The 22598-nt window shown below is 42.1% G+C and carries 16 protein-coding genes; 1 reads left to right on the top strand and 15 read right to left on the bottom strand.

The features are described 5' to 3' along the window. Window positions 1-216: 216 nt before the first annotated feature. From A9970_RS00875 to A9970_RS00815, 13 genes are all read right to left on the bottom strand, one after another. Entirely contained in the window at window positions 217-2448 is a 2232-nt protein-coding gene (locus A9970_RS00875; protein ID WP_182980986.1) for a S9 family peptidase, read from the bottom strand. Further along, window positions 2435-3859, bottom strand: coding sequence for an APC family permease (locus A9970_RS00870; protein ID WP_182980985.1), 1425 nt, complete (start codon window positions 3857-3859; stop codon window positions 2435-2437). The genes A9970_RS00875 and A9970_RS00870 overlap by 14 nt, the downstream gene beginning before the upstream one ends. A 6-nt stretch (window positions 3860-3865) precedes the next feature. Next, on the bottom strand, window positions 3866-5638 hold the full coding sequence (locus A9970_RS00865; protein WP_220801486.1) for a DUF885 family protein: 1773 nt from the start codon (window positions 5636-5638) through the stop codon (window positions 3866-3868). A gap of 31 nt (window positions 5639-5669) precedes the next feature. Beyond that, the gene (locus tag A9970_RS00860) at window positions 5670-6929 is read right to left on the bottom strand and encodes an FAD-dependent oxidoreductase (protein ID WP_182980984.1); all 1260 of its coding nucleotides are present in this window, start codon (window positions 6927-6929) and stop codon (window positions 5670-5672) included. Between the two features lie 40 nt (window positions 6930-6969). After that, complete coding sequence (locus A9970_RS00855; protein WP_182980983.1) at window positions 6970-7968, bottom strand: 4-hydroxyproline epimerase; 999 nt, start codon at window positions 7966-7968, stop codon at window positions 6970-6972. Window positions 7969-8003: 35 nt separating this feature from the next. Next, entirely contained in the window at window positions 8004-9461 is a 1458-nt protein-coding gene (locus A9970_RS00850) for an aldehyde dehydrogenase (NADP(+)) (protein WP_182980982.1), read from the bottom strand. 169 nt (window positions 9462-9630) lie between these two features. Then, complete coding sequence (locus A9970_RS00845; protein ID WP_075991855.1) at window positions 9631-10530, bottom strand: dihydrodipicolinate synthase family protein; 900 nt, start codon at window positions 10528-10530, stop codon at window positions 9631-9633. 405 nt (window positions 10531-10935) lie between these two features. Beyond that, complete coding sequence (locus A9970_RS00840) at window positions 10936-14031, bottom strand: efflux RND transporter permease subunit (RefSeq protein WP_182980981.1); 3096 nt, start codon at window positions 14029-14031, stop codon at window positions 10936-10938. A gap of 1 nt (window position 14032) precedes the next feature. After that, window positions 14033-15139, bottom strand: a complete 1107-nt coding sequence (locus A9970_RS00835; RefSeq protein WP_182980980.1) for an efflux RND transporter periplasmic adaptor subunit — start codon at window positions 15137-15139, stop codon at window positions 14033-14035. Next, window positions 15136-16410 carry a TolC family protein gene (locus tag A9970_RS00830; RefSeq protein WP_182980979.1) on the bottom strand — a complete coding sequence of 425 codons (1275 nt, stop codon included), beginning with the start codon at window positions 16408-16410 and terminating at the stop codon, window positions 15136-15138. The genes A9970_RS00835 and A9970_RS00830 overlap by 4 nt, the downstream gene beginning before the upstream one ends. Window positions 16411-16500: 90 nt before the next feature. Continuing rightward, window positions 16501-17847, bottom strand: a complete 1347-nt coding sequence (locus A9970_RS00825; protein WP_182980978.1) for a HAMP domain-containing sensor histidine kinase — start codon at window positions 17845-17847, stop codon at window positions 16501-16503. A 2-nt stretch (window positions 17848-17849) separates the two neighbouring features. Next, the gene (locus tag A9970_RS00820) at window positions 17850-18530 is read right to left on the bottom strand and encodes a response regulator transcription factor (RefSeq protein ID WP_088160929.1); all 681 of its coding nucleotides are present in this window, start codon (window positions 18528-18530) and stop codon (window positions 17850-17852) included. A gap of 282 nt (window positions 18531-18812) precedes the next feature. Beyond that, entirely contained in the window at window positions 18813-19343 is a 531-nt protein-coding gene (locus tag A9970_RS00815) for an NAD(P)H-dependent oxidoreductase (protein ID WP_182980977.1), read from the bottom strand. Between the two features lie 154 nt (window positions 19344-19497). Here A9970_RS00815 and A9970_RS00810 point away from each other — a divergent pair, with 154 nt between their 5' ends. After that, window positions 19498-19857 carry a helix-turn-helix domain-containing protein gene (locus A9970_RS00810; protein WP_120334954.1) on the top strand — a complete coding sequence of 120 codons (360 nt, stop codon included), beginning with the start codon at window positions 19498-19500 and terminating at the stop codon, window positions 19855-19857. 32 nt (window positions 19858-19889) lie between these two features. Here A9970_RS00810 and A9970_RS00805 read toward each other — a convergent pair whose 3' ends face one another. Next, window positions 19890-20387, bottom strand: a complete 498-nt coding sequence (locus A9970_RS00805; RefSeq protein WP_182980976.1) for a DinB family protein — start codon at window positions 20385-20387, stop codon at window positions 19890-19892. Between the two features lie 373 nt (window positions 20388-20760). Next, the gene (locus tag A9970_RS00800) at window positions 20761-22443 is read right to left on the bottom strand and encodes a glycoside hydrolase family 32 protein (RefSeq protein WP_182980975.1); all 1683 of its coding nucleotides are present in this window, start codon (window positions 22441-22443) and stop codon (window positions 20761-20763) included. Window positions 22444-22598 lie beyond the last annotated feature (155 nt).

Raw genomic sequence — 22598 nt, 5'->3', positions numbered from 1 at the left:
GCCCCAGAAAGTTAGCTACTTTCCGGGGCGCTGTGTTTTTGAACCACTCTCATCGCTTTGTACCTATTCCCAATTGAAATAAAACCTTCATGACTTCGCAGACACCAACAGCAATAAAAAGCATACCGAAGGTCCTTTCTGGCCAATAAGATCCAGACACTTTCAGAAAAAACAGGAAATAGGCCTGCATTAGCGGATTATTGTCCTGATGAAAGATCAATACTGATTCCAGGCAGGCGGATCTACGCCAAGAAGATGTTTTACAAAATAGTCCCTTCTTTTTCGTTCACCATAATCTCCCCCGGAAGAATGCCCCATTCCAGGAACCATGATAAAATCATGATTCTTACGCGCTTTGATCAAAGCATCAACCAATTGGAAAGTGGATGAAGGATCCACATTATCATCAAGTTCTCCAACAATCAGCAAAAGATTTCCTTTCAGCTTAGCAGCATTTTCAATATTGGAGCTAGCCGCATATTCAGGACCTACAGGCCAGCCCATCCATTGCTCGTTCCACCATATTTTATCCATTCGGTTATCGTGACAGCCACAGGAGGAAACGCCAACTTTGTAAAACTCGGGATGGAATAACAGCGCGCCGGTTGAACTTTGGCCTCCGGCAGATGTGCCATAGATCCCTACCCTGCTGGTATCCATGTATTTATATTGTTTTGACGCGGCCTGCATCCAGGCAATTCGATCCGGAAAGCCCGCATCTTTCAGATTTTTCCAACAGACATCATGGAAAGCCTTTGAACGATTTGAGGTCCCCATGCCGTCGATCTGTACCACAATAAAGCCCAATTCGGCGAGTTCGTACATCCCGCTCGGGTTGCTATAAAATGATTTGGGTACGAAAGAACTATGCGGTCCCGCATAAATGTATTCGATGACAGGATAGCTTTTAGCAGGATCAAAATTCGTCGGCCGAATAATAATCCCCCAGATATCCGTTGCGCCATCACGTCCCTTAGCTTTAAAAACCTCCGGTGCACGCCATCCTGCAGCTTCGAGCAGACTACTGTTTGTTTTCTCCAGCTCCATGATAAGACGGCCATTTTTGTCGCGCAATACTGAAATTGGCGGCTGATCGACCCGGGAATACGTATCCACAAACTGCGAATAGTCTTTATTGAAAAAAGCTTGATGATTTGCATTTTCTTCGGTCAGCAGTTTTAAGCCCTTTCCGTCTAAACCGATAGCGTAATAGTGGACCAAATAGGGATCTTCTGCGGCATTCACTCCGCTGCCTTCGAAAATAACCGTTCGTTTTTCAGCATCAACATGCACAACTTTCCGAACAACCCAGTTTCCTTTCGTTATCTGGTTCTTTATTTTTCCAGTAATTCCATCATAGAGGTACAGGTGGTTCCAACCATCACGTTCAGAGGTCCATACAATCTCCTTTCCATCGGCCAGATCCTCACGGTATTTCTTGCCGCTATAATCAATAAAGGTCTTATTCTGCTCTTGAATCAGAAAACTCGAGGTGCCGCTATTTGCATCCATCTGCATGACGCCATAGACTTGATGCCCCCGTTTGTTATACTCGAAGGTAAATGCTCTGCTGTCATCGCGCCAGGAAAGATCCGAAAGGTAAAATTGATTTGGTATGAGTGCAGCATCAAACACCGACAGTCGGTCTTTTTCAAGATCATATAAAATGGGTAGTTTTTGCGCAAGCTCATCTCCGGGCTTCACGTAATCGCGTGTCTGAATTTTAGGCTGCAGCTGATCTTTCGGAGAAGATTCAATAAGCGTCAGTTGCCTGATCTCTATTTTTTGAGTTTTTACTGTAGCCAGCTTACGACTATCTGGTGCCCATTGAATGTCATTGCTGTAATAATTTGCCGTGTTGCCATCAAAGGTAATTTGTCGCGCATCGTTTGTATTTCCCTTTATTGCCAGGAATACATTATTATTGCGGATAAATGCCACATGTTTTTTATCTGGAGACTCAACTTCCCTATAGGCATTTCCCTGTTCACGCTGCCCCCAATATCGCATATTTCGTTCTTTACTTCCACTTGCAGCACCCTGGCTCAATTGCGAGGAACGGCGGTTCCAGATCCATAGATAACCCGCGATATCGAGCGACACTTGATCCTGGTCCAGCAATTTTATCTGATCATTGGAAATAACACGACTTTCGATTTTCCGCCCCAGTTTTTCATCCACTAACGAAAATACTTTCGTCAGATCAAACAGCTGTTCTTTTGTTTTTGCCTGGGGATTGACCAAAATATACTCTTTTCCCTGCAACGTATTTCGATCATACCAAAAGAGATCTCCCTTATCATTCCAATAAAACTGGCCGGGCAGATTTTCAATTTTGTTGGTCAATTGTTTTTTTAAGTTTTGTGCACGTGTATAATCTGCCAAAGTTCCTTGACCAAACAGAAACTGTGCAGACAACAACAAAACCGCTGTACTAAGAAACTTCATACTTTCTTCGCTTAGGATTGATTAAATAATAGATCGGGATACCCAATAGTGCAATGATAATGCCTGGCCAGGTATAATTGGGTTTGAAAATGACCATAAGCCCAATAAAGGCAAGTCCCATCAGAATATAAAGAATGGGAAGAAAAGGATAGCCAAATGCTTTATAGGGTCTGTTCAAATCTGGACGTGTGATACGGAGACGAATAATACCCGCAATCGCGAGTACATAAAATATGACGACCACACAGGTAATCATGTCCAATAAATCACCATATTTTCCGCTTAAACACCATATTGACGCAGCGACACATTGTATCCAGAGTGCCCAGCCAGGTACCGCATGCGCATTGAGCTTACCTGCCCTTTTAAAAAACAAACCGTCTTTGGCCATAGAATAATACACCCTCGCTCCTGCCAGGATAATCCCATTATTACAGCCAAAGGTGCTGATCATGATCATAATCGCTATAATAGTTATCCCAAATGGGCCAAAAACTTCTTGTGCTACACTCATGGCTACACGATCTTTTGGTGCATTGACCATAGCTTCCAAAGGCAATATGCCGGTGTACATCAAATTAGTCAGGAGATAGATTACGGTAACCAGTAAAGTCCCTAATGCAAGACTCAAGCCGATATTACGTTGTGGATTTTTAATTTCGCCAGCTACAGCGGAAGATGAGTGCCAGGAATCGCTGCTGAAGAGCGCACCGACCATAGCCGCAGAAAAAGCGCCCATTGCTGAAAATCCATCATAAGGTGCATACGTTCCATCCGTATTTAAACGGCGCATTGACCAAAGAGATATATTGTCCCAGTTCCAAGTCCAAACTTCATGTTTCAAAGCAAGGAAGCCAAAGAGCAACAAGAGCAGCAGGCTCCCAATCTTGATCAATGTGATGGATGTCTGTACGCGCTTTCCGCTATTTACGCCTCTTGAATTAATATAGGTTAATACAATAATGACGGCAATTGCCAGCAGTTGCGCTGCTGATACCCGATAATCTGACCATTCGAGCAAATAAACATCTTCATCCATAAAAGGGAAGAGATAGGCTGTAAATTTCGCAAAAGCTACCCCCACAGCCGCTATAGTCGCAGTTTGTATAACGGCAAAAAATGTCCAGCCAAATACAAAACTCAATACCGGTCCATACGCCTCCCGAAGGTAGATGTATTGTCCTCCTGCCTTTGGAAACATCGCACTCAATTCTCCATAACTCAACGCTGCAGTCAATGTCATAAAACCACAAATCAGCCATACCACCATCATCCAGCCTGCAGACCCCGTGTTGCGCGCAATATCCGCAGATACAATAAAAATCCCAGAACCGATCATACTTCCAACCACCAGCATAGTGGCATCCAGTAACCCGAGAGACTTTTGAAAAGTTTGTTTCGACTCACTCATAAACACCTAGTTATTAAAATGATAAAACTTCCAGTTTGTCTCGTAATCGGGCTTTAACCTCTCGCCCTTGATAATCGCTCTCAACATTTCCATCGGTAGATAATTTTCTTTGATCACACGGTCGTGGAATGCAGCAAATGACATTTTCCCTTGATCTACGACCTCCTCTTTGATGCGCATCAATTGCAAGCCGCCTACGAGATAGGCCAGCTGATATAAAGGATCATAGGAACCTTCAAACGATCTCTTTACTTCACCGTGCGCATTAGCCGACTCAAATCCCACGCGGTTTACCAGATAATCGATGCATTGCTGCGGCGTCCACTCACCTAAATGAAATTTAATACTAAAGGTTATTCTTGCACAGCGGTGCATGCGCCAAAATAACATCCCGATTCGCTCCTCCGGAGTTTTTGCAAATCCCTTGCTATACAGCAGCAATTCCCAGTACAATGTCCATCCTTCCGTCCAAAATGGCGTATTAAATGCCTCTTCGCGGTAAGGCTTGTAACGCCTATTCATAAAATATTGCAGATGATGACCAGGAATCAATTCATGTTGGACTGTGCCACGCGAGAAATAAGGATTATTGCCACGCATACTCATCAATTTCGCCTGCTGATCCATCGTGTTTGTCGGATAGGATATGCTAATTTCCCGTCCGCCTGTAAAAAAGGGGTTGACCCGCTGCCGTTCAGGTGTCATCATGATCATGCCCCAAGTCTCATCTGCCAGCTCAGGAATAGTCATGAGTTTATTTTGTTCAATAAATTGCTGCGCATCGTTATACAATCTCATGATGAGCTCCGGCTGTTCTCCAATGGGTACGTAGGAGTTTTTAACCTTTTCCTGTGCAGCCCGCCAGTCATCGCCGAACCCCATTTCACGGCTCGCTTTCAATAACTCGGCCTCACACCATTTAAACTCTTGATCAGCCAATTTTAAAAGATCGGCAGCGGTATAACTGATCATTTCTGCTTTGAGTCTTCGGTTTATCTCTTTTTCCCCAATAGGCCAACCAGCAATTTGACTACCGTCATCAAACACTTTCCAATCACTTTTTGCAGCCAATTTCTCCTTATAATCCGACAGCTTGCTTTTCACTTGCTGAAATATGGTGGGTACCCACCAAGTAAATTCAGGGTCATATCCATTATAAAAATCGAAGGTGCTGGTGATCCTTAAGTCCAGTGAATTTAATAAGGCAACCAGAAAGTTAACATCTGAATAAGGAATATTGGTCTTTTCCTGCAGCGCAGCTATTGACCGATCGATTTCACCGGCGACCAGCGTCAGCTCTTTCGCGACATCTTCTCCTGCCAGACGCTTCCCCCTACGGCGTTCCTTTTCAAGTGCAAAAATTCGCTGTGCGAAAGGTAAATACACGGATAACCGGTTGTAATTCGACTCATCTTCTTTCAATGAAAGGAGATCACTTTTTAGTTTGCGCTTCAGTAAGATAAAATCTACCTGCCCCGATGTTTCGAGTTCTTCATAGGGGAACATGTCCAGCTTGTTCAAATATTCGTTATCCAAACGCTGAAGACGTGCCAACTGTTCGGGCGAAGCGGCAGCCCGCTGATTGCCCCAGCCTTTGGGCATAGGGCCATAAAAATAGTTGATCGCCTCAACATCATGCCCATATTGTACAATATAAGGCTCTATAGGAGTTGTATGGTCGTATAATTTCATCTTTTGTGCATGCATGGAGACCGGGAATAGAAAGAGCAGTCCATAAAACAATGTTTTGGGAGCTTTAAAAGAAAAAGAACGATTCATAATTCGGATGTTGGTTTATATCATAATTTTATCAGTCGAAACGATCAGGCCTAAAACCAGCGATTTCAGACTCTATTTTCTGTCCTGCCAATAAATCTGCAACAACTTTCCCATAGGCAGGGCCCAAGCTCAAGCCCATCATACCACCCCCGCCGGCAACTAGGACATTATCAAATTTTTTCAATCTTCCCAGATAGGGCAATCCGTCAGGCGAGCAGGGTCTGTAACCATACCATATTTTTTCGCTTGGGTAATCGACCTTCAATTCCGGATAATATTTTGGAATGGATTCTACAATTCCGCGGACACGGTTTTCATAAATTTTGTCATTTGCTGGTCCCAATTCCATCGTACCGCTGAATCGGATCTGGCCATTCATGGGGGTTACAGCAACACGAGCCTCCAGTAATAATGCCGCATGATTCAATGTATTCTCTTCAGGCTGATACATAAAAGAATACCCTTTTCCTGGCATAAGCGGTGTATTTACGTGCAACTTTGATGTCAGCTGCGGCAAATAAGCGCCACCAGTCAAAACAAAAGCATCCGCCTGAAAACTTCCTTTGCTGCTGATCGCCTCTTTCACCTTATTTCCGGCTGTTATAAATTTATTGACTTCAGTTTCTTCGAAAAAAGCTACGCCTGCGGCTTTCAAATATTGAATCAATTGCCGCATTAACTTTGGTGGATATAATTTTCCGTCACAGCGATAAAGTATAGCACCTAAAACATCCAGCTTCAGATTAGGTTCCAGTTCTTGAACGGCATTCCCCTCCAGAATATCGACATCAAGTCCAAGATCCTGGGCACGATGAGCCAATTCAATTTCTTCATGCTGCATTTCCTTGGATTTATACATCATCAGGATCCCGTTCTGCTTCAGTTCAAAATCAACCCCCTCCTCCTGCGCCAATTCATCATATAATCTGCTGCTGTAGAGATTCAAATCACGTATTGCAGTCGCATGCTGTTCTACGTGTGAGCGATTAGCATGTTTTAAAAACTTCAATCCCCAATTGATCATTCGTGGATTTAGCGAAGGCCGTACATAAAAAGGGCTTTTACTATTGAACATCCACTTTATCCCCTGCGCTACAATACCGGGGGCAGCCAAGGGCGTAAAATGACTGGGGACAATCATGCCGGCATTGCCATAAGAACAGTTATTGTCCAAGGTATTTTTTTCGAGGATTTTCACATCCCATCCGTCTCTTACAAGGTAATAGGCGGAAGCAAGTCCTGCAATTCCTGCACCAACGACGACAACCGTACCTCTATTATTTTCTTTCACGTTGCTCTTGTCTTATTAATTTTTTAAATCACCTGAACTATTAAATCACCTGAAAACCGCCAAAATAAGGATCCTCATCATCCAAAAAAATGGTATTATAGCCTGTTATCCTTGCCCAGCCTTCGATGGATGGGACAATGGCCGGCTTGCCATCCACGGTTGTTTCAGCCTCAATTTTACCAGTAAATTGTGAACCGATATAACTTTCATGTATAAACTCCATCCCTTTCTTGAGTTTCCCTTTAGCATACCATTGCGCCATACGGGCTGATGTACCTGTACCGCATGGTGAACGGTCCAATGCATTTTCGCCAACCAGTACCGCATTGCGTCCCGAGGAGTTGGGGAGTTTAGGATCCCCTGTCCATTGAATGTGAGTCAATCCATGTATATTAGCATCTTCGGGATGAACAAAAGAATATTTTTCGTTCAGCAGCTGACGGATTATTTTTCCATAATGAATGAGCTGGCTGGCTGAATAGGAACTGATATCTTGAAAATTAGTCTGCGGATCAATAATGCCGTAGAAGTTTCCACCGTAAGCAACATCGACGCTGATGTTACCTAGATCCGGGCAATCGACCGTTAAGGCTTCAGCATATAAAAAGGACTTGACGTTCGTAAGCTTTACACTTTTCACCTTAGGTCCCTCTTGAACATAATCGATATGTACAAGTCCAGCCGGAGTTTCCAGCCTTAATTTTCCGGGAACTTTAGGTTGAACGAGCCCCTCCTCAATGGCAATCGTCACCGTACCGATCGTTCCATGTCCACACATCGGCAGACAGCCACTGGTTTCAATGTAAAGGACACCAATATCATTTTGCGGATCAAAGGGCGGATAAAGCATACTGCCGCTCATCATGTCGTGCCCTCTTGGTTCAAACATCAATCCCATACGGATCCAATCGTACTCACGTATAAAATGCAACCTGCGCTCCATCATGGAATTCCCCTGTAATAATGGGGCTCCTCCTGCCACCAATCGCACGGGACAACCACAGGTATGCGAATCAATGCAAAAAAAAGTCTTCTTCATTTCTGATCACTTGTTTATATGGTCATTTGTTTCTATTATGCTTTAGTCCATTGCTGATTGACCAAGCGGTCAATCAGCAATGGGTTTCCGTCTTGTAGTTCTTTAGGCAAAAATTCATTTGGCCAATTTTGAAAACTAATGGGGCGAAGAAAGCGCTTTACCGCATCGGGCCCTACAGAAGTAAAACGCGCATCTGTGGTTGCCGGATAGGGTCCGCCATGATGCATAGCAAACTGTACTTCAACCCCAGTTGGCATACCCTGAAACAAAAGCCTTCCGCATTTGTCCTGTGCAATTGAAAAGAGTGCCTGGCATTCGTGGATGTCCTGCGCCGATGCCGCAAAAGTGATGGTTATCTGTCCTTCGAGCTGCTCCATTACATTTTTCATTTCATTGAGGTCCGCACAGGATATAATTAGCCCAAAAGGTCCAAAAACCTCTTCCAATAACTTAGGATTAGCCAAAACTTGGCTTGCTTCCGCCTCAGCAAGCAGGGCCTGAGCAAAATCTTGCGCTGTATTATCCTGACCTTCTTCCAATATACTGACACCATCGTATTGAACCATTTCCCCTTTTAAACGGTTGTAGCTATCCAATATTCCTGCGTGCAGCATTTTGCCGGTAGCGGCGGCTTGAAGTTCCTTCTTCAACTCCGCTTTAAATCGATCTAGTTGTTCGCCGCGGACACTTACTAAAACACCTGGATTGGTACAAAATTGGCCAACACCTAAAAGCAGTGAGACAATATACTGCTTAGCAAAAGGTTCCAGATTGTTCCCTAAGTAGTCCGGTAAAAGAAAAACCGGATTTACGCTCCCCATTTCGGCAAATACAGGAATAGGATCAGGTCTTGACTGGCCCAGGTCAAATAAAGCTTTCCCACCACGGAAAGAACCTGTAAATGCAACTGCTTTTACGAATCTGTGGCGGACCAATTCTTGTCCAGCAGCAAATGAATCCGACAGCACATGATTAAAAACGCCACTTGGGGCTCCTTGTTTTGAAATCGCCCGATCAATAGCGTCTGCCATTAATTGCGAAGTTTTAAGATGAGCGGGATGTGCTTTTACGATAACCGAACAGCCGGCACCAATGGCACTGGCTGTATCCCCACCTGCCGTTGAAAAAGCAAAAGGAAAGTTGCTTGCGCCAAAAACCACAACAGGACCAAGCCCTTTATTATACTTCCGTAAATCAAATTGACCATTTGGGTCACGATCTATCCGTGCTTCACTGTATAAACCAGTTCGCACAGCATCGGCATATCGACGCCATTGATTGACCGTTCTCGCTTTTTCACCTTGCAGTCTACCCAAAGGAAGGGCCGTTTCCAGATGGGCCGTTTCAATCAGGATGTCTCCCAATGCCTCAATTTCAGCGGCAATGGCGTACATCAATTCCGTTCGTTCAATGATATCAGTTTTTTGAAGAAACTGAAATCCAGCCTCTGCCTGTTTTACGACGTAATCAATCTCATTTTCGTTTCTATCCATTCCTTTTGTTTTTATTGTAAGTATCTATCTTCAAAAATCAATAAAAACCTTCCTGATATCTTTATTCCTTGCGGCTTTAAATATAATAAGAAGGTCCTTTTCGCCTATTTTTACCCGATTCTAAAAAGGAAATTTTCTGAACCTTCGTCCAGAAAGTTCAGAAGCATTCCTATAATTGTGGTCTAGTTGCGATTGAATCTGCAATAATTTTTTTAACACGTTGTTCTTCCTCGCCGATCAATGGCAATCTGGGAGCCCGTGTATAAGGTGTTGAAATTCCTTCTGCTGTCGCCGCCAATTTAATATATTGGACCAATTTAGGATGAATATCCAATTCCAATAAAGGCATAAACCAACGGTATATTTCTACAGCCTTGCTGTACTCGCCAGCCTTTACAAGATCGTACATGGCCACAGTTTCTCTTGGAAATGCGTCGACCAGTCCAGCAACTAAACCATCAGCCCCTAACATCAAAGACTCAAGCCCCAACGTATCTACGCCAGCCATAATCTTTAATCGATCACCAAAACGATTTTTCAAACGCGTGATATTTGTTAAATCTCGTGTAGACTCTTTCACTGCCTGAATATTTGGTTCCAATAAGAGTTCCTCAAACATATCAAGCGATACATAAGTACTATAGTCAACAGGGTTGTTATAGATTAAGATTGGCAATTTGGTGCTTTGTGCAACAGCACGAAAATAAGCGACAGCTTCTCTATCATCAGCTCTATAGCGCATCGGTGGCAATAACATCAAACCATCTGCGCCTAATTCTTCACTGGTCTGAGCTACTTTGATCGCTGCAGCAGTTGTATTTTCTGCAATATTCAACAACACCGGTACACGCCCAGCAACAACCTTCAACGCATATGTCAATAAATCATACTTTTCTTCCGTACTCAAAACACTTGCTTCACCCAATGATCCAGCGATAATCAAACCGTGAACACCTCCATCCAATTGTGCTTCAATGTTTTTACCAAACATATCAAAATCCAAATTTCCATTTTCATCAAATGGTGATAACATTGCAGGATAAATTCCTTCCCATTTAAATTGTGCCATAGCGTATTATTTTAATATTTCTTTATCACAAATCTATTTGGAATAGCGAGGTCAATCTTCTTATGAATTAATCAACACTGACCTAATATTGACCTTTTCTAGTAAATACAACTCATGAAAAAGCGGAAGAATGGCTTTCTAATTTTAAATACAGATTTATAACTTATTTCAGCAAAACTTCAGATTAGTGCTTTGTAATTTGAAATTTGATTTCAACAACTTAAATGTAAGTTCAACATTTATAACAAGATTTACAAAAAATAGTATGTAAAAGATATATACATGTTTATCGGCGTAAAATTTTGACAGCTATTGTGGAATGTATAGCTGCAGATTAGAAATAACAAAGGTTGCACTGTCTGACAGGCAACCTTTGTATTGTATATAATAATTAAAAATGGGTAACTAATCGCGGTTCTCCTTTTTATAAGAGAAGTAAAAAACAATTGGCAGTACGGAAAACGATAGAATCATACAAATAATCAATCCGCCGACAATCATAATAGCCAAGGGTTTTTGGATTTCAGATCCCATTCCGTTTGAAAGTGCAGCCGGCAATAACCCCATTGCCCCCATTAACGCAATCATTAGGATGGGTCTGATCCGGCTTTTTACAGCTTCATAAATAGCGGGTTTCAAGCTCATTTTATTCAACAGATTTTCTTTCATTATCCCTATTAAAACAATGCCGTCAATCGTGGCTACACCAAAGAGAATAATAAATCCGATACCCGCCGAAATTCCAAATGTCGTCCCAGTAACCCACAGCGATACAAAACCGCCTATAAAAGCAAATGCCAGTGTCAGCGAAGAGATCAACGTATCTTTGACGTTGCCAAAATTGGCATACAACAAGAGTAAAATCAAAATAAGAGAAATTGGCACAACATTCATCAGCTGTTTTGTAGCCCGTTCTTTGCTTTCGAATTCTCCGGCCCACACGACCTTATAAGATTTGGGCAATTTAACATCTTTTTCTATTTGTTTTTTTGCATCTGTAATTGTACTTCCCAAATCCCGTCCTTCAATGTTGAAGCCAACACCGATATAACGGGAATTGCCCTCTCTGTAAATAAATGCCGGACCGGTATGGTAATCTATTGTTGCGATCTCCCGAAGCGGTACTTTCTGATCATTCATCGTCGGAATGATGATATTTCCGATCTTCTCAGGATTGTCACGATACGATTTTTGGAAGCGGAGACGTACATCAAAGATGCGCTCGTTTTCATAGAAATGTGTCACAGATTGCCCGCCAATAGTCATTTCGATCACAGATTGCACATCCTTGGTCGAAACACCATATTTGGCCATTTTCGAATCATGCAGCTGAATCCTTAGTTCAGGCAAACCGATATTTTTGAAAACATTGATGTCCGTAATACCGTTCACCTTTTTAAGTGATTCGGCAAACTTATTGGCTTTATTTTCTAAATCTTGTAAATTCTCACCAAAAATTTTGATGACCAGCGGACTTTTTACTCCGGCTACATACTCCTCTACATTATCTTGGATAGGCTGGCTAAAACCAAAATTTATTCCCGGAAAAGTCTGAAGACTATCCCGCATCTGACCAATCAATTTCTCTTTTGACAGCTTTCTTTTCCACTCGCCTTCGGGTTTCAATTCAATATTGAATTCAATATTGAAAAAACCGGTTGGATCTGTACCATCATTGGGGCGGCCGGTTTGCGTCATGATAAAATCTATCTCGTCAAACTGCTTCATCAATTTTGCTTTCATGGTTTTGGTCAGCTTCACAGATTCTTCTAGGTTGACACTATTGGGTAAGGTTGCGCGGACATAAATTGCACCTTCATTCAGTTTCGGAAGAAACTCTGAACCATAATGGCTAAACCGAAAAATACAGACGAGCAAAGCAGCAATAAAAATCGACAATGTCCATTTTGGATGGTCGAAAGCTTTCCTAAAACCTTTAAAAATGGCATTGCGGCTGACCTTGGTGATCTTATTCTCATCTTCTTTGATATTCTTTTTCAATAAGTATTTACACATGGCGGGCACATAGGTCAAACTCAAGATCAAGGAACCCAACAAGGCATAACCGAGCGTAAAAGCCAACGGTGAGAACATCTTTCCTTCCACCTTTTGAAAAGAGAAAATCGGCGTCAATGCGACAATCAAGATTAGTAGGGCAAAAAAGATATAGCCTGCTACAGAGCCGGCACTTTTCTTAATGATCCCTAGTTTGGAGATTTTATTAAAGCGTTCCGTCCCGAGCCGATGGGCCTCTTTTTCCAAGGAGACAAAAACAGTCTCCACGATGACCAGCGTTCCTTCGAGCAACAATCCAAAGTCCAATGCCCCCATGGAAATCAAATTTGCAGGGAGCCCTTGTATTTTCAAACAAATAATCGCAAATAGGAAGGCCAATGGGATCACCGATGCAACGATAAAGGTTGTCTTCCAGTTGTTCAAAAAGATAAAGACAATAATCGAAACCAGAAGAACTCCTTCTATCAGGTTTTTGGAAACCGTATGCACGGTATTATTCACCAGTTTTGTGCGATCAATAACGGGTTCAATCTTGACATTTGCAGGTAAAATACGTTGGTTCAGCTCTTCAATTTTTGCTTTTAGCTTGGTGACCACAGCCGAAGGATTTTCTCCCCTGAGCATAATGACGATTCCCTGGACAAGATCATCTTCCTGGTTGAGCCCCACCTGTCCGAGTCGTGGCTTTGCCCCCAGTTCGATTTCGGCTACATGCTTGACTAAAATCGGTGTATTGCCGACCACCTTGATCAAAATATTACCGATATCATCGATCTTATCCAATAGTCCTACCCCACGCACAACATAAGCCTGATTTCCTTTTTGGATCACATCGCCGCCGACATTTATATTCGAACGCGATACGGCTTCATAAACATCCAGTGGCGACAGGTTATAATTGGCCAACTCTGTTGGATTGATCTTTATTTCATAGATCTTTTCCTCCCCCCCAAAGCTGACGACATCCGCCACACCGGGCACACCGACAAGCTCCCTTTCAATCACCCAATCCTGAATGGCGGAGACTTCCTTGATCGGAAGATTACTTTTCACTACATAGCGAAAAATTTCTCCGGTAGCACCAGATGGTGGTTCGATGGAACTCTCGGCCCCCTCTGGTAAATCAATGGAACGCATCTTATTACCCGCATACTGTTGGGCATAAAAATCCGCTACCCCATCCTCAAATTGAATCGTTACAACAGATAACCCAAACAAGGAGATGGAACGAACATCCGTTTTCTTTGGAATGGTATTCATTTCTTTGGTAACAGGCAGTGTAACGAACTTTTCTATTTCTTCAGCACTGCGCCCGGGCCACTGTGTGATAATCCTGACCCGTGTGTTGGTCACGTCGGGGAAAGCCTCGATCGGTGTATGGAGGTAGGCATATATTCCGCCGAACAATAATGCCAGCGTAAAAAACAGGACGACCAAGGAATGTTTCAATGAGAATGAAACAATATTTTGTACAACTTTCTTCATCCTATCTATTTATCAGTTCATCAAATACGATCAGCTCATTCTCCGTCAGCACCTGATCTCCCTCGGCTACACCAGATTTGACAAAAGCGTATGTTTCATTCTCAGCGACAATATCAATAGCTTTAACCGACAGGTCGCAGTCATTTTTGTAGCGTACAACGAAATTCTGATTGTTATGGAGGATAATGGCATCTTTCGGAATTGCCAGCATACGCTCTCCCTGTCCCGAAACAGCCTTTTCGACCAGCACGTCCACGCTCATGCCCGGCTTCAATCTCAGGTCTTTGTTCAACAACTTTACGCGCGCTTTGACCACACGTTCTTCCGGATCAAAGAAGTTGGCTACCTGATCAATATAACCGTCAAAAGTTTCACCTTTATAAGCCAGTGTAGTGATCTTGACAGGAGCCCCGTTTTTGACAAAAGGTAAATTATTTGCATAGATATTGACCGAAACCCACACCTCATTCAGTTTACTGACCGACAGCAAATCGGCGTCATCGCCAACAGTCATACCAGGACTCACCTTTTTATCTACGATATAGCCAGCTTTGGGTGCACGGATGTAAAACACACCATTTTCCGAGGAACCATTCAGCAAACTCATGTTCGCTTTCACATGGCGGATTCCAATCTGCACGGCTTTCAATTCACTTTCCATCTCTTCCAGCTCCCGCTGGGAAGCCATACCATCTTTCAGCAGGCTACGCAGGCTAAGCAATTTACTCTCCGTCAGCCGCTTGCTATTTTCCAGTTCCCGCAGCTCCTTTCCTAAGTCATTGACCGAGGTCCCTTTAAGCGATACCAGAATCTGTCCTTTTTCTACATAATCGCCCATCTTGACCGAAACAGACTGCACGATACCAGGTATAGGGCTCTTTAGCGCAGCAAGTTCATCCTGATCGTATTGGATAACCCCATTTAAAGCGATCTGTTCAAATACCGTTCGCTTCTGTATCGAATCAATTTTAATTTGGTTTTTAAAGTCGGCGCTAAGACAAAAGCCTTTAGCAGCAGGAATAGGCTGCTCATCATTTTTCGCCGGCTGACAGCTCCACACTAAACAAATGGATAGCAGTGTCAATGGCATTAAAAAATTACTTTTCATGAGACAATATCCTTTCCGATCAAGTACATCAGTTCCTCCTTATACTGAAGATATTTCGCCCTGCGTTCCAATATTGATTCTTTGTTTTCCATATAATTATTGATAAAATCTATAAATTCAACGATGGTCAGTCTCCGTTGTTGGAAATTGCGCACATAGCGTTCTAGCGCTACGTCCAATTTACCATCAAAGCCGATATCCGTTGTCTTCAAACTCGTTTCAAGGTTGCTGAGCCGCTCCGAAAGGAAGTCGATCTCCCGTTCTATGTCGATACGAAATTGCTCGATTTCCACTTTATTTTTCTCAAGCTCCAGTTTAGCGATTTTGATATTCCCCTGGTTCCGGTTAAATAGAGGAAGATCCATAGCAACCCCCAGCCCTATAAAATCGCGCATGATATTTCCGCCACGGTCGTAATTCATGGAGACCTGCAAATCTGGTATACGTTCGGCCTTTTCTATTTTCAGCTGAGCATCGCTTTTTTTCAATTCGTTATGGATGATTTTATAGTCGCTGCGATTGTCGAGGGCCATCGTTTTCCATTCTTGTTTTTTTCCCTGGAGAAAATGCGGCATGCCGATCGTATCTGATATAGTGAGTGCTGTCCCTTTCTCTCCGAGATAGCGCGCAACTTCATTCATTTTTGTGATTTTTTCCTGTTGGATTTCATTCAGTTTATTACCGAATGCGATAGACTCGCTTTGAATCCTGAGATAGTCCATCTCACTTACATTGCCTTCTTTCCACTGATTTTGGTATGATTTTGCCAACGTCTGAAAGATATCCACCTGACTATTATATAACTTCTCCTTTTCCTGCAGGATCTGCAATTCGAGACATTGGCTCCGGAGATCATATTTTAGGTTCCGCAGCAATTCCTCAAATTGGAGCTGGGCATTTTCTTTTTCGAGAAGCTGCAATTGCACCCTTTTTTTTCGTTTGCCAGCCATTTCGATGGTCTGTTCCAGTTCGACCGCTACCTGCTGGTACTTACCGTAATTTCCGATCAGCGCCGGAAAGGATTCGCTGGAAGGGTTTTTCCAAAGATTGACTTCAGAGATGGAAATCGTTGGATTGGGCCACAACTTTGCCTGAAGCACGGCAGCTTCGGCTTGCTGCATATGAAAACGCTGCGCCATTAAGGTCAGGTTATGGGCAAGGAATACCTGCTCGATCTCCGCCTTTCGCAAACGGTTTTCAACCGCCTCCTGCGAAAATAGCTTGCTATTCAGGCCAAGAAGTAAAAATAATGTAATACGTAGTTTTCTCACTTAATTTTGAATTTACACAAAACTAAATGACAGGGATTACAGGCAACTTTAGGTTAAATTAAAGTTTGATTAGAAGGGATTAGAAAATGATTAGAATTGAGGGAATAATAGGGATACCGTTGTACCTAGATCATTTGAACGAATATCAAAGTCTACCCCTTGATCCTTAAATACAATCTGCGCAAAAGAGAGACCGATGCCGCTGCCCTTAACTTTACCAACATTTGATCCTCGATAAAAAGTCTGTTTCACAGACTCCAGTTCGGCTTGTGGGATACCAATACCATGGTCTATGATTTGCAAAGACAGCCTGCCATTTACACCTGTCATTCGGACAAGAACTTCCTGCCCATTTGCATATTTAAGTGCATTTTCGATTAAATTGGAAATAGACAGACTGACGAGCATCTTATTGCCCCGAAAATTAAAGTATCGCGGTTCATCGACCTGTATATCGACTTTCAAGGGCACGGCAAATGATCTCGAAAACTTAGGAACAAGATCCCATACGATCTCGTCTATGCGAAAGGTTTCCAGTGAACGCTTCAGGGCCTGATCTTCGGTCAGCAATAGAAAATTACCAATAAGCTGATTCAGAAAATTCACATGCTCAGTAATGGTTTCGGCCAATTCATGATATTCTTCTTCACTTCTGACCTTTGTACCGAAGACCTCCATTGAGCCCAGAATTCCCGCCAAAGGCGTTCGAAACTCGTGTGAAACATAACTGACAAAGTTCTTTCTAATAATCATGTTTTCACTGATCCGACGTAGGAGCGCATTATAACTTTCAATAAGATCTTGTAATTCGTCCTTCGTTTTTATAGTCGTTAGAGGCTCCTGAATCGTGCTTAAATCCTTATGTTGAATTTCTTGGATCACTTTACGAATGGGGAGATAAGCATATTTACTCAGCCAAACGGACAGCAAGGCAATACTGATCAATGCAACGAGAAAAACAAAGACAAGCGTAATGAGCAAACGATTCAACTGATGATCAAAATCTGCGCTCGACTCTTTGACAAACACAAAGAAGTCACCCTGATTATCTGGATAATACAAACCAAAATAAAAGCTATCTTCTGTTTTAAAATAAATCGTTTTGTCTGTTTTCAGCTGGCTCAGCAAATCCTTATTAATTTGACTATCAAAGCGCATACCGCCATAACTTACTTTTCCCTCTGCATTATATACAGCTACCATCGCACGCTTGACCAAACTTTCATATTGATTTTTGGACTCCAGGTGCTTTAGAGGACTCTGCTCATCTGCCTCGAGGTAATAAATACCAGCTATTTTTGCATTTTTTTCGAGGGAACTGATCAGATGTCGTTCCGAGGAATTATAAAATATCCAGTAGATGACTAGCGTTGCAAGCCCAAAAATAATGGTGAATACCAGCGTAGAAAAGAGTGTAAGCCGAATTTTTAAATTCATTGTCAGTCCGTTGTAAGCATATAACCGACTCCTTTCACCGTTTTGATAATGGAGGTATCGCTCCCCTCATCAACCTTGCCTCTTAGATAAGAAACGTACACATCGACGACATTGGTGCTGTTATCAAAATCGATTCCCCAAACGGCCTGCAAGATTGCAGTCCGTGAAAGCGTTTTATTCCGATTTTCGATCAGATACTTAAATAGTTTAAATTCTTTGGGAGAGAGATCGACATTTTTACCATTCTTATGAACTTCATAACGTTCAAGATCCACTTTTAAATCACGAATTTCTACGCTACTGTCCTTTGGCACGTTTTTATAATTGTCCCGACGTACCAGGGCTTTGATACGGCTCACCAATTCCTTAAAGGAAAAGGGCTTGACGAGATAGTCATCGGCACCACTTTCCAAGGCCTCGACCTTATCTTCAATCTCCCCTAAGGCACTCAAAATCAATATCGGAATATGATTTTTTCGATACCTGACCATCTTCGTAAACTGGATACCATCAATTCCGGGCAGCATGATATCAAGTACAATAATATCCAAAGAATCTGCATTGATCCATTCACGTGCAGCTTCCGCAGATTCAACTAAAATGACCTGGTGCCCCATTTCTTCCAGACCTTTCACCACAAAGCTGCTAATCCGGCGATCGTCCTCTACTAAAAGTATCTGCATATTATACGCTGTTTATTTTTATGCGGGATTATAAAAATTGCGAATTCCTCCCGGAATTCTACAAGTATACGAATTTACAATTTAATCACTCAGTGCCCCATAGCGGTTTGGTTACGACATCACGACCAATGCCAACCCAATTCAGGTGTAAAATATTGCACATCCTATAATTTGTTTATATTTAGCTTAACAATTCGGCAAGGAATCAATATGAACACAGTATTGCGCTCCAACAGGAAAAGAAGTCATGAGAGCAGCCTTGTTGACATATGAATTCACTGACTATAACTGCTCCAGAAAACTCAGATACTGCGAAACACTTTGCGCTATCCATTCTTTGGATGACTCTTTTTCTATTCCGTAAAAGACGAAAGGCTTTTGATAATTCGCTTTAACATAGTCAAAAGTAATTTCAAAAGGACTTGTTAATTGCTCCATGCTATATTTATACTTACCCGTAACCCCATACTCCTGCTCGTCTATCCCTGCCGAAATCGCTAATGCGATTTTCTTTCCTTCCAGTTTGTAGCCGCTTTTTTTACCGTAAGCCCACCCGTAGGTAAGCACCTCATCCAACCACTGCTTAAAAAAAGGCGGGCAGTTAAACCAATAAAAGGGGAATTGAAATACAATTTTATCATATTTCTCCATCATCTGCTGTTCTGCCACGACATCAATTTTACCGTCAGCATAGACTTGGTGCAACTGATGGATCTCATACAAATCGGGGTGGTTTTCCAAGGCCCTGACCCAAATTTTACTTACGAGAGAGGTCCCAAAATTAGGGTGAATAACGACTATTAATGTTTTCATATTTTTATTTATGTATCTATGTACAAGTCACCAGGTCTAGCCAATTCATTGCGGCAATTTTAATAAACGACATGACTGTGATTTAAAAATAGCGACATAATTCCTATTTTGGCCTATCTGTAACCTAATGTTAGGTACTATAAAAAATGTGCGTATGACTAAAATCAAGACGAGTTCCACTAACTTTTCAAATAAAAAGCAACTTGAGCATAATTGCCCCGAAGTCTTTGCCGCTAATGTGATTGGCGGTCAATGGGCGCTAGCCATTTGTTGTTATCTCATCAATGGCGCGCTACGTTATTCTGAAATCAAAAGATGTTTACCAGGTATCACTGAACGTATGCTCACCCTACAATTGCGAAAGCTGGAAGAGGATAACATTATAAAACGTACTGTATATGCAGAGGTACCGGCACGCGTACTCTATGAGCTAACTGCGCTGGGTTATGAAGTCAAACCAATTATTCAAGAACTTGGGAAATGGGGAGAAAAGTTACAACAAGTTCAAAAATAATAGCCTCTAGCGGACAAAAATATAGTTTGTTTTTAATTGATACATCGTGCCGTTACCAGTAATTGGCCAACATGGCGCTGTGCATGCTCGGCAGCGTGGAACAACAAACCAATCAAGGTCGTAGGGATCCGTTTTCTACCCAAAAAACGCACTTCCGTCAAGGTTTCCGGATCAATTAACGCTAGTTTTTGCACAGATTGCTGAATATGTCGGTGTAAGTTTTCTACAAGCGCTGTTACGCTCACATCGCTATTTTCTATACCTTCCTTATGGAGGTCGTCAAATTGCTCATCCGACAAGGATTTGTTTTCGGCATAAGTAAACATGCGATCGATTACCCCACGAATATGCTGAAGGTGAAAACCTATACTGGCATTACCCCCCGGTTTTGTCCAAAGTTGTGCTGAAGATAGTTGTGCAGTATACTTTAAAACATCTTCTTCAACCTGCAAGAGTGCATGAGCAACAGGTTGGAGAAGAGCAGGAACCCCTTCAATAGGTCCACGCATCCATACTTCTAAATTTTCCATGTTTCTAAAATAGCTAATTGTCTACAACTGATGCTTTTTAAAGTCCAAGCCAAAGCGTGCAAAAAGAATACAGCGAACAGTCCGTTTTCGATAAAAAATACAGTTTACTCCTATAAAAATAGGTACTTCCAATAGCTTGTTTAACGAAGATTAAATTATTTTTTAAAATAAATTTGCATAGTGTAGGAAATACACTTACCTTTGTATCATCATAATTTAGGTTTATAATTGGTTATTTAAGGTTTTCATTCTCCCCGTTTGAAAACCTTTTTTTTTATAAATGAACAAAAAAATATAGTCTTCCAGCACTATTTTTATCATCCTAACGAATTGACAAAAACAGTCTCTCCATTATTGCTATATCATAAAAGTGTTATTTAATCCATATACCGTCAAGCGCATAGAGGTCAGCAGATTCCAATACGGCTTCACCATTAAAAGCTACGAGCTGATAAGTTAAATTATTCCGATCAAAATTATAATTTATGGGCATGTAAAATTCTCCATTTTGCGCAAAAAGCTCGAGTCCTGTCCGATCTACAAGCAACTTCAATGCGAGTTTTTTATTTCGCAGCGGTACCTGGGCCCTTACATTGTCAATAAGGAGCTCTTCGGTCGAAACGTTATAATTAATTGCCAAGCCCCTCACATTGATCTGAATATTTTTGGCATGCTGTGGATCGATGACCAAATCCAATTCAGCAATTTCAGTGTTGAACTGCTGAAACAAACTTGAATCGTTCGAACTAATTTTCTTTCGGCTGATGCTGAGTTTTTCTTTTCTTAATTTTTGCAATTCTGTCACCGGCACCCGAAAAAGGCGAATACCCTTTTCCGTACTTTTCAATTTGAGTTCCATCGGTACACTCATGGATTGATTAAAAGCGGAGTTCCCTTGATTTGTCTGTGTGCGCCACCAGCCGATTTCAATGCGTCGCTTCTTCGGTTCATTGCTAAAAGTTTGCGCGGCATAATAATCACGACCATATTGACTAAACAGGCGCTCGATCTCAGGATGAAAAGATTTTCCATCAAACTCTCCGATCGCATATTGGCTATTAGCCCCCGTCAAAACCCATTTTTTATTGTTCGGGTTACCGTCTACCGCCAATTCAAAGAATTCGGGACACTCAAATAAATAACGGTCATTACCCCGCCCGCCTTTTATTTTGCTCGCAAATGTCCATATTTTTAAATCCTTTGAGGTAAAAATCTGCATCGTGTGTTGTTCCTGTTCCTCTTCAACATAAAGTACAAGAACCCATTGCTTTGAGGGGGCATGCCAAATTACTTTTGGATCTCGGTTTCCTGTTGTTATTTTATCCAAAATATGGTTTGGCATTTTCTCAAATTTCTGACCATCCAAGCTGTATGCCAATCCCTGTCCCCATGATTTCTCCGCAGCGGTATAAAACAGGATCATAGGGCTTGTTACACCATTTTTTCCAAAACCAGCGGTATTGTTACTATCCACGACAGCCCCACCGCTAAACATGACGCCAGATTCGTCTGGATATAAAGCCTCTCCCAATTCCGTCCAATGCAACAGATCGGAGGACACGGCATGCCCCCAATGCATATTGCCCCAATTGGTTCCGTAGGGATTATGTTGAAAAAACAGGTGATATTGTCCATTAAAAAAGACCAGACCATTCGGATCGTTCAACCAACCTCTCTTGGCCGAAAAATGAAATTGTCCCCTTCGATCTTCAGCATAGACCTTATCGTTATCATCGGTATCACTCTGTGCAATAGGATTAAACAAAGGAATTTCTTTGTCTGATGTATTTGCCACCACCTTAAGCTGCTGTCCCTTCCACTTCCCTATATCAAGATTGGCTATCCAATCATAGGTACTATCCGCCAGTTCGACATCAAACCACCTTACTTTATCGTTTCCCAGCCATACCTCCACATGACGTTTGGGAGCACCATTTTTAATTGGAATTTTAAGATACCGATGGGTTGCCTGAAAAGATTGGGTTGATAAATTTTGACCATTGGCATTAAGGATAAATGCTACAATGCCTATAAAGAGCAGGGATACTTTATACATGACGTTAAGGTTTAAAAATTGAATTGCTGCATCACAAATATACCTAAGGGAGGAGAATTACTTTCTACTAGGATTGATCAAAATAGCGCTGATTTGTCTCAATTTGCTTGGGATTATCAGCTTTTTTCGACTTTCCAGCTCTTTTATATAAAGAG

The organism is Sphingobacterium sp. UME9, from assembly GCF_014170215.1.
In the GTDB taxonomy this organism is placed as follows: Bacteria; Bacteroidota; Bacteroidia; order Sphingobacteriales; family Sphingobacteriaceae; genus Sphingobacterium; species Sphingobacterium paramultivorum.
Note: the sequence above shows the minus strand (reverse complement) of the source record. Positions and strands in the feature narration are given on the sequence as shown.

Bases quoted from the DNA above. Each gene is read 5' to 3' on its own strand.
- A9970_RS00875 (WP_182980986.1), bottom strand. From the start codon at position 2,448: ATGAAGTTTCTTAGTACAGCGGTTTTGTTGTTGTCTGCACAGTTTCTG.
- A9970_RS00870 (WP_182980985.1), bottom strand. From the start codon at position 3,859: ATGAGTGAGTCGAAACAAACTTTTCAAAAGTCTCTCGGGTTACTGGAT.
- A9970_RS00865 (WP_220801486.1), bottom strand. From the start codon at position 5,638: ATGAATCGTTCTTTTTCTTTTAAAGCTCCCAAAACATTGTTTTATGGA.
- A9970_RS00855 (WP_182980983.1), bottom strand. From the start codon at position 7,968: ATGAAGAAGACTTTTTTTTGCATTGATTCGCATACCTGTGGTTGTCCC.
- A9970_RS00850 (WP_182980982.1), bottom strand. From the start codon at position 9,461: ATGGATAGAAACGAAAATGAGATTGATTACGTCGTAAAACAGGCAGAG.
- A9970_RS00845 (WP_075991855.1), bottom strand. From the start codon at position 10,530: ATGGCACAATTTAAATGGGAAGGAATTTATCCTGCAATGTTATCACCA.
- A9970_RS00840 (WP_182980981.1), bottom strand. From the start codon at position 14,031: ATGAAGAAAGTTGTACAAAATATTGTTTCATTCTCATTGAAACATTCC.
- A9970_RS00835 (WP_182980980.1), bottom strand. From the start codon at position 15,139: ATGAAAAGTAATTTTTTAATGCCATTGACACTGCTATCCATTTGTTTA.
- A9970_RS00825 (WP_182980978.1), bottom strand. From the start codon at position 17,847: ATGAATTTAAAAATTCGGCTTACACTCTTTTCTACGCTGGTATTCACC.
- A9970_RS00820 (WP_088160929.1), bottom strand. From the start codon at position 18,530: ATGCAGATACTTTTAGTAGAGGACGATCGCCGGATTAGCAGCTTTGTG.
- A9970_RS00815 (WP_182980977.1), bottom strand. From the start codon at position 19,343: ATGAAAACATTAATAGTCGTTATTCACCCTAATTTTGGGACCTCTCTC.
- A9970_RS00810 (WP_120334954.1), top strand. From the start codon at position 19,498: ATGACTAAAATCAAGACGAGTTCCACTAACTTTTCAAATAAAAAGCAA.
- A9970_RS00805 (WP_182980976.1), bottom strand. From the start codon at position 20,387: ATGGAAAATTTAGAAGTATGGATGCGTGGACCTATTGAAGGGGTTCCT.
- A9970_RS00800 (WP_182980975.1), bottom strand. From the start codon at position 22,443: ATGTATAAAGTATCCCTGCTCTTTATAGGCATTGTAGCATTTATCCTT.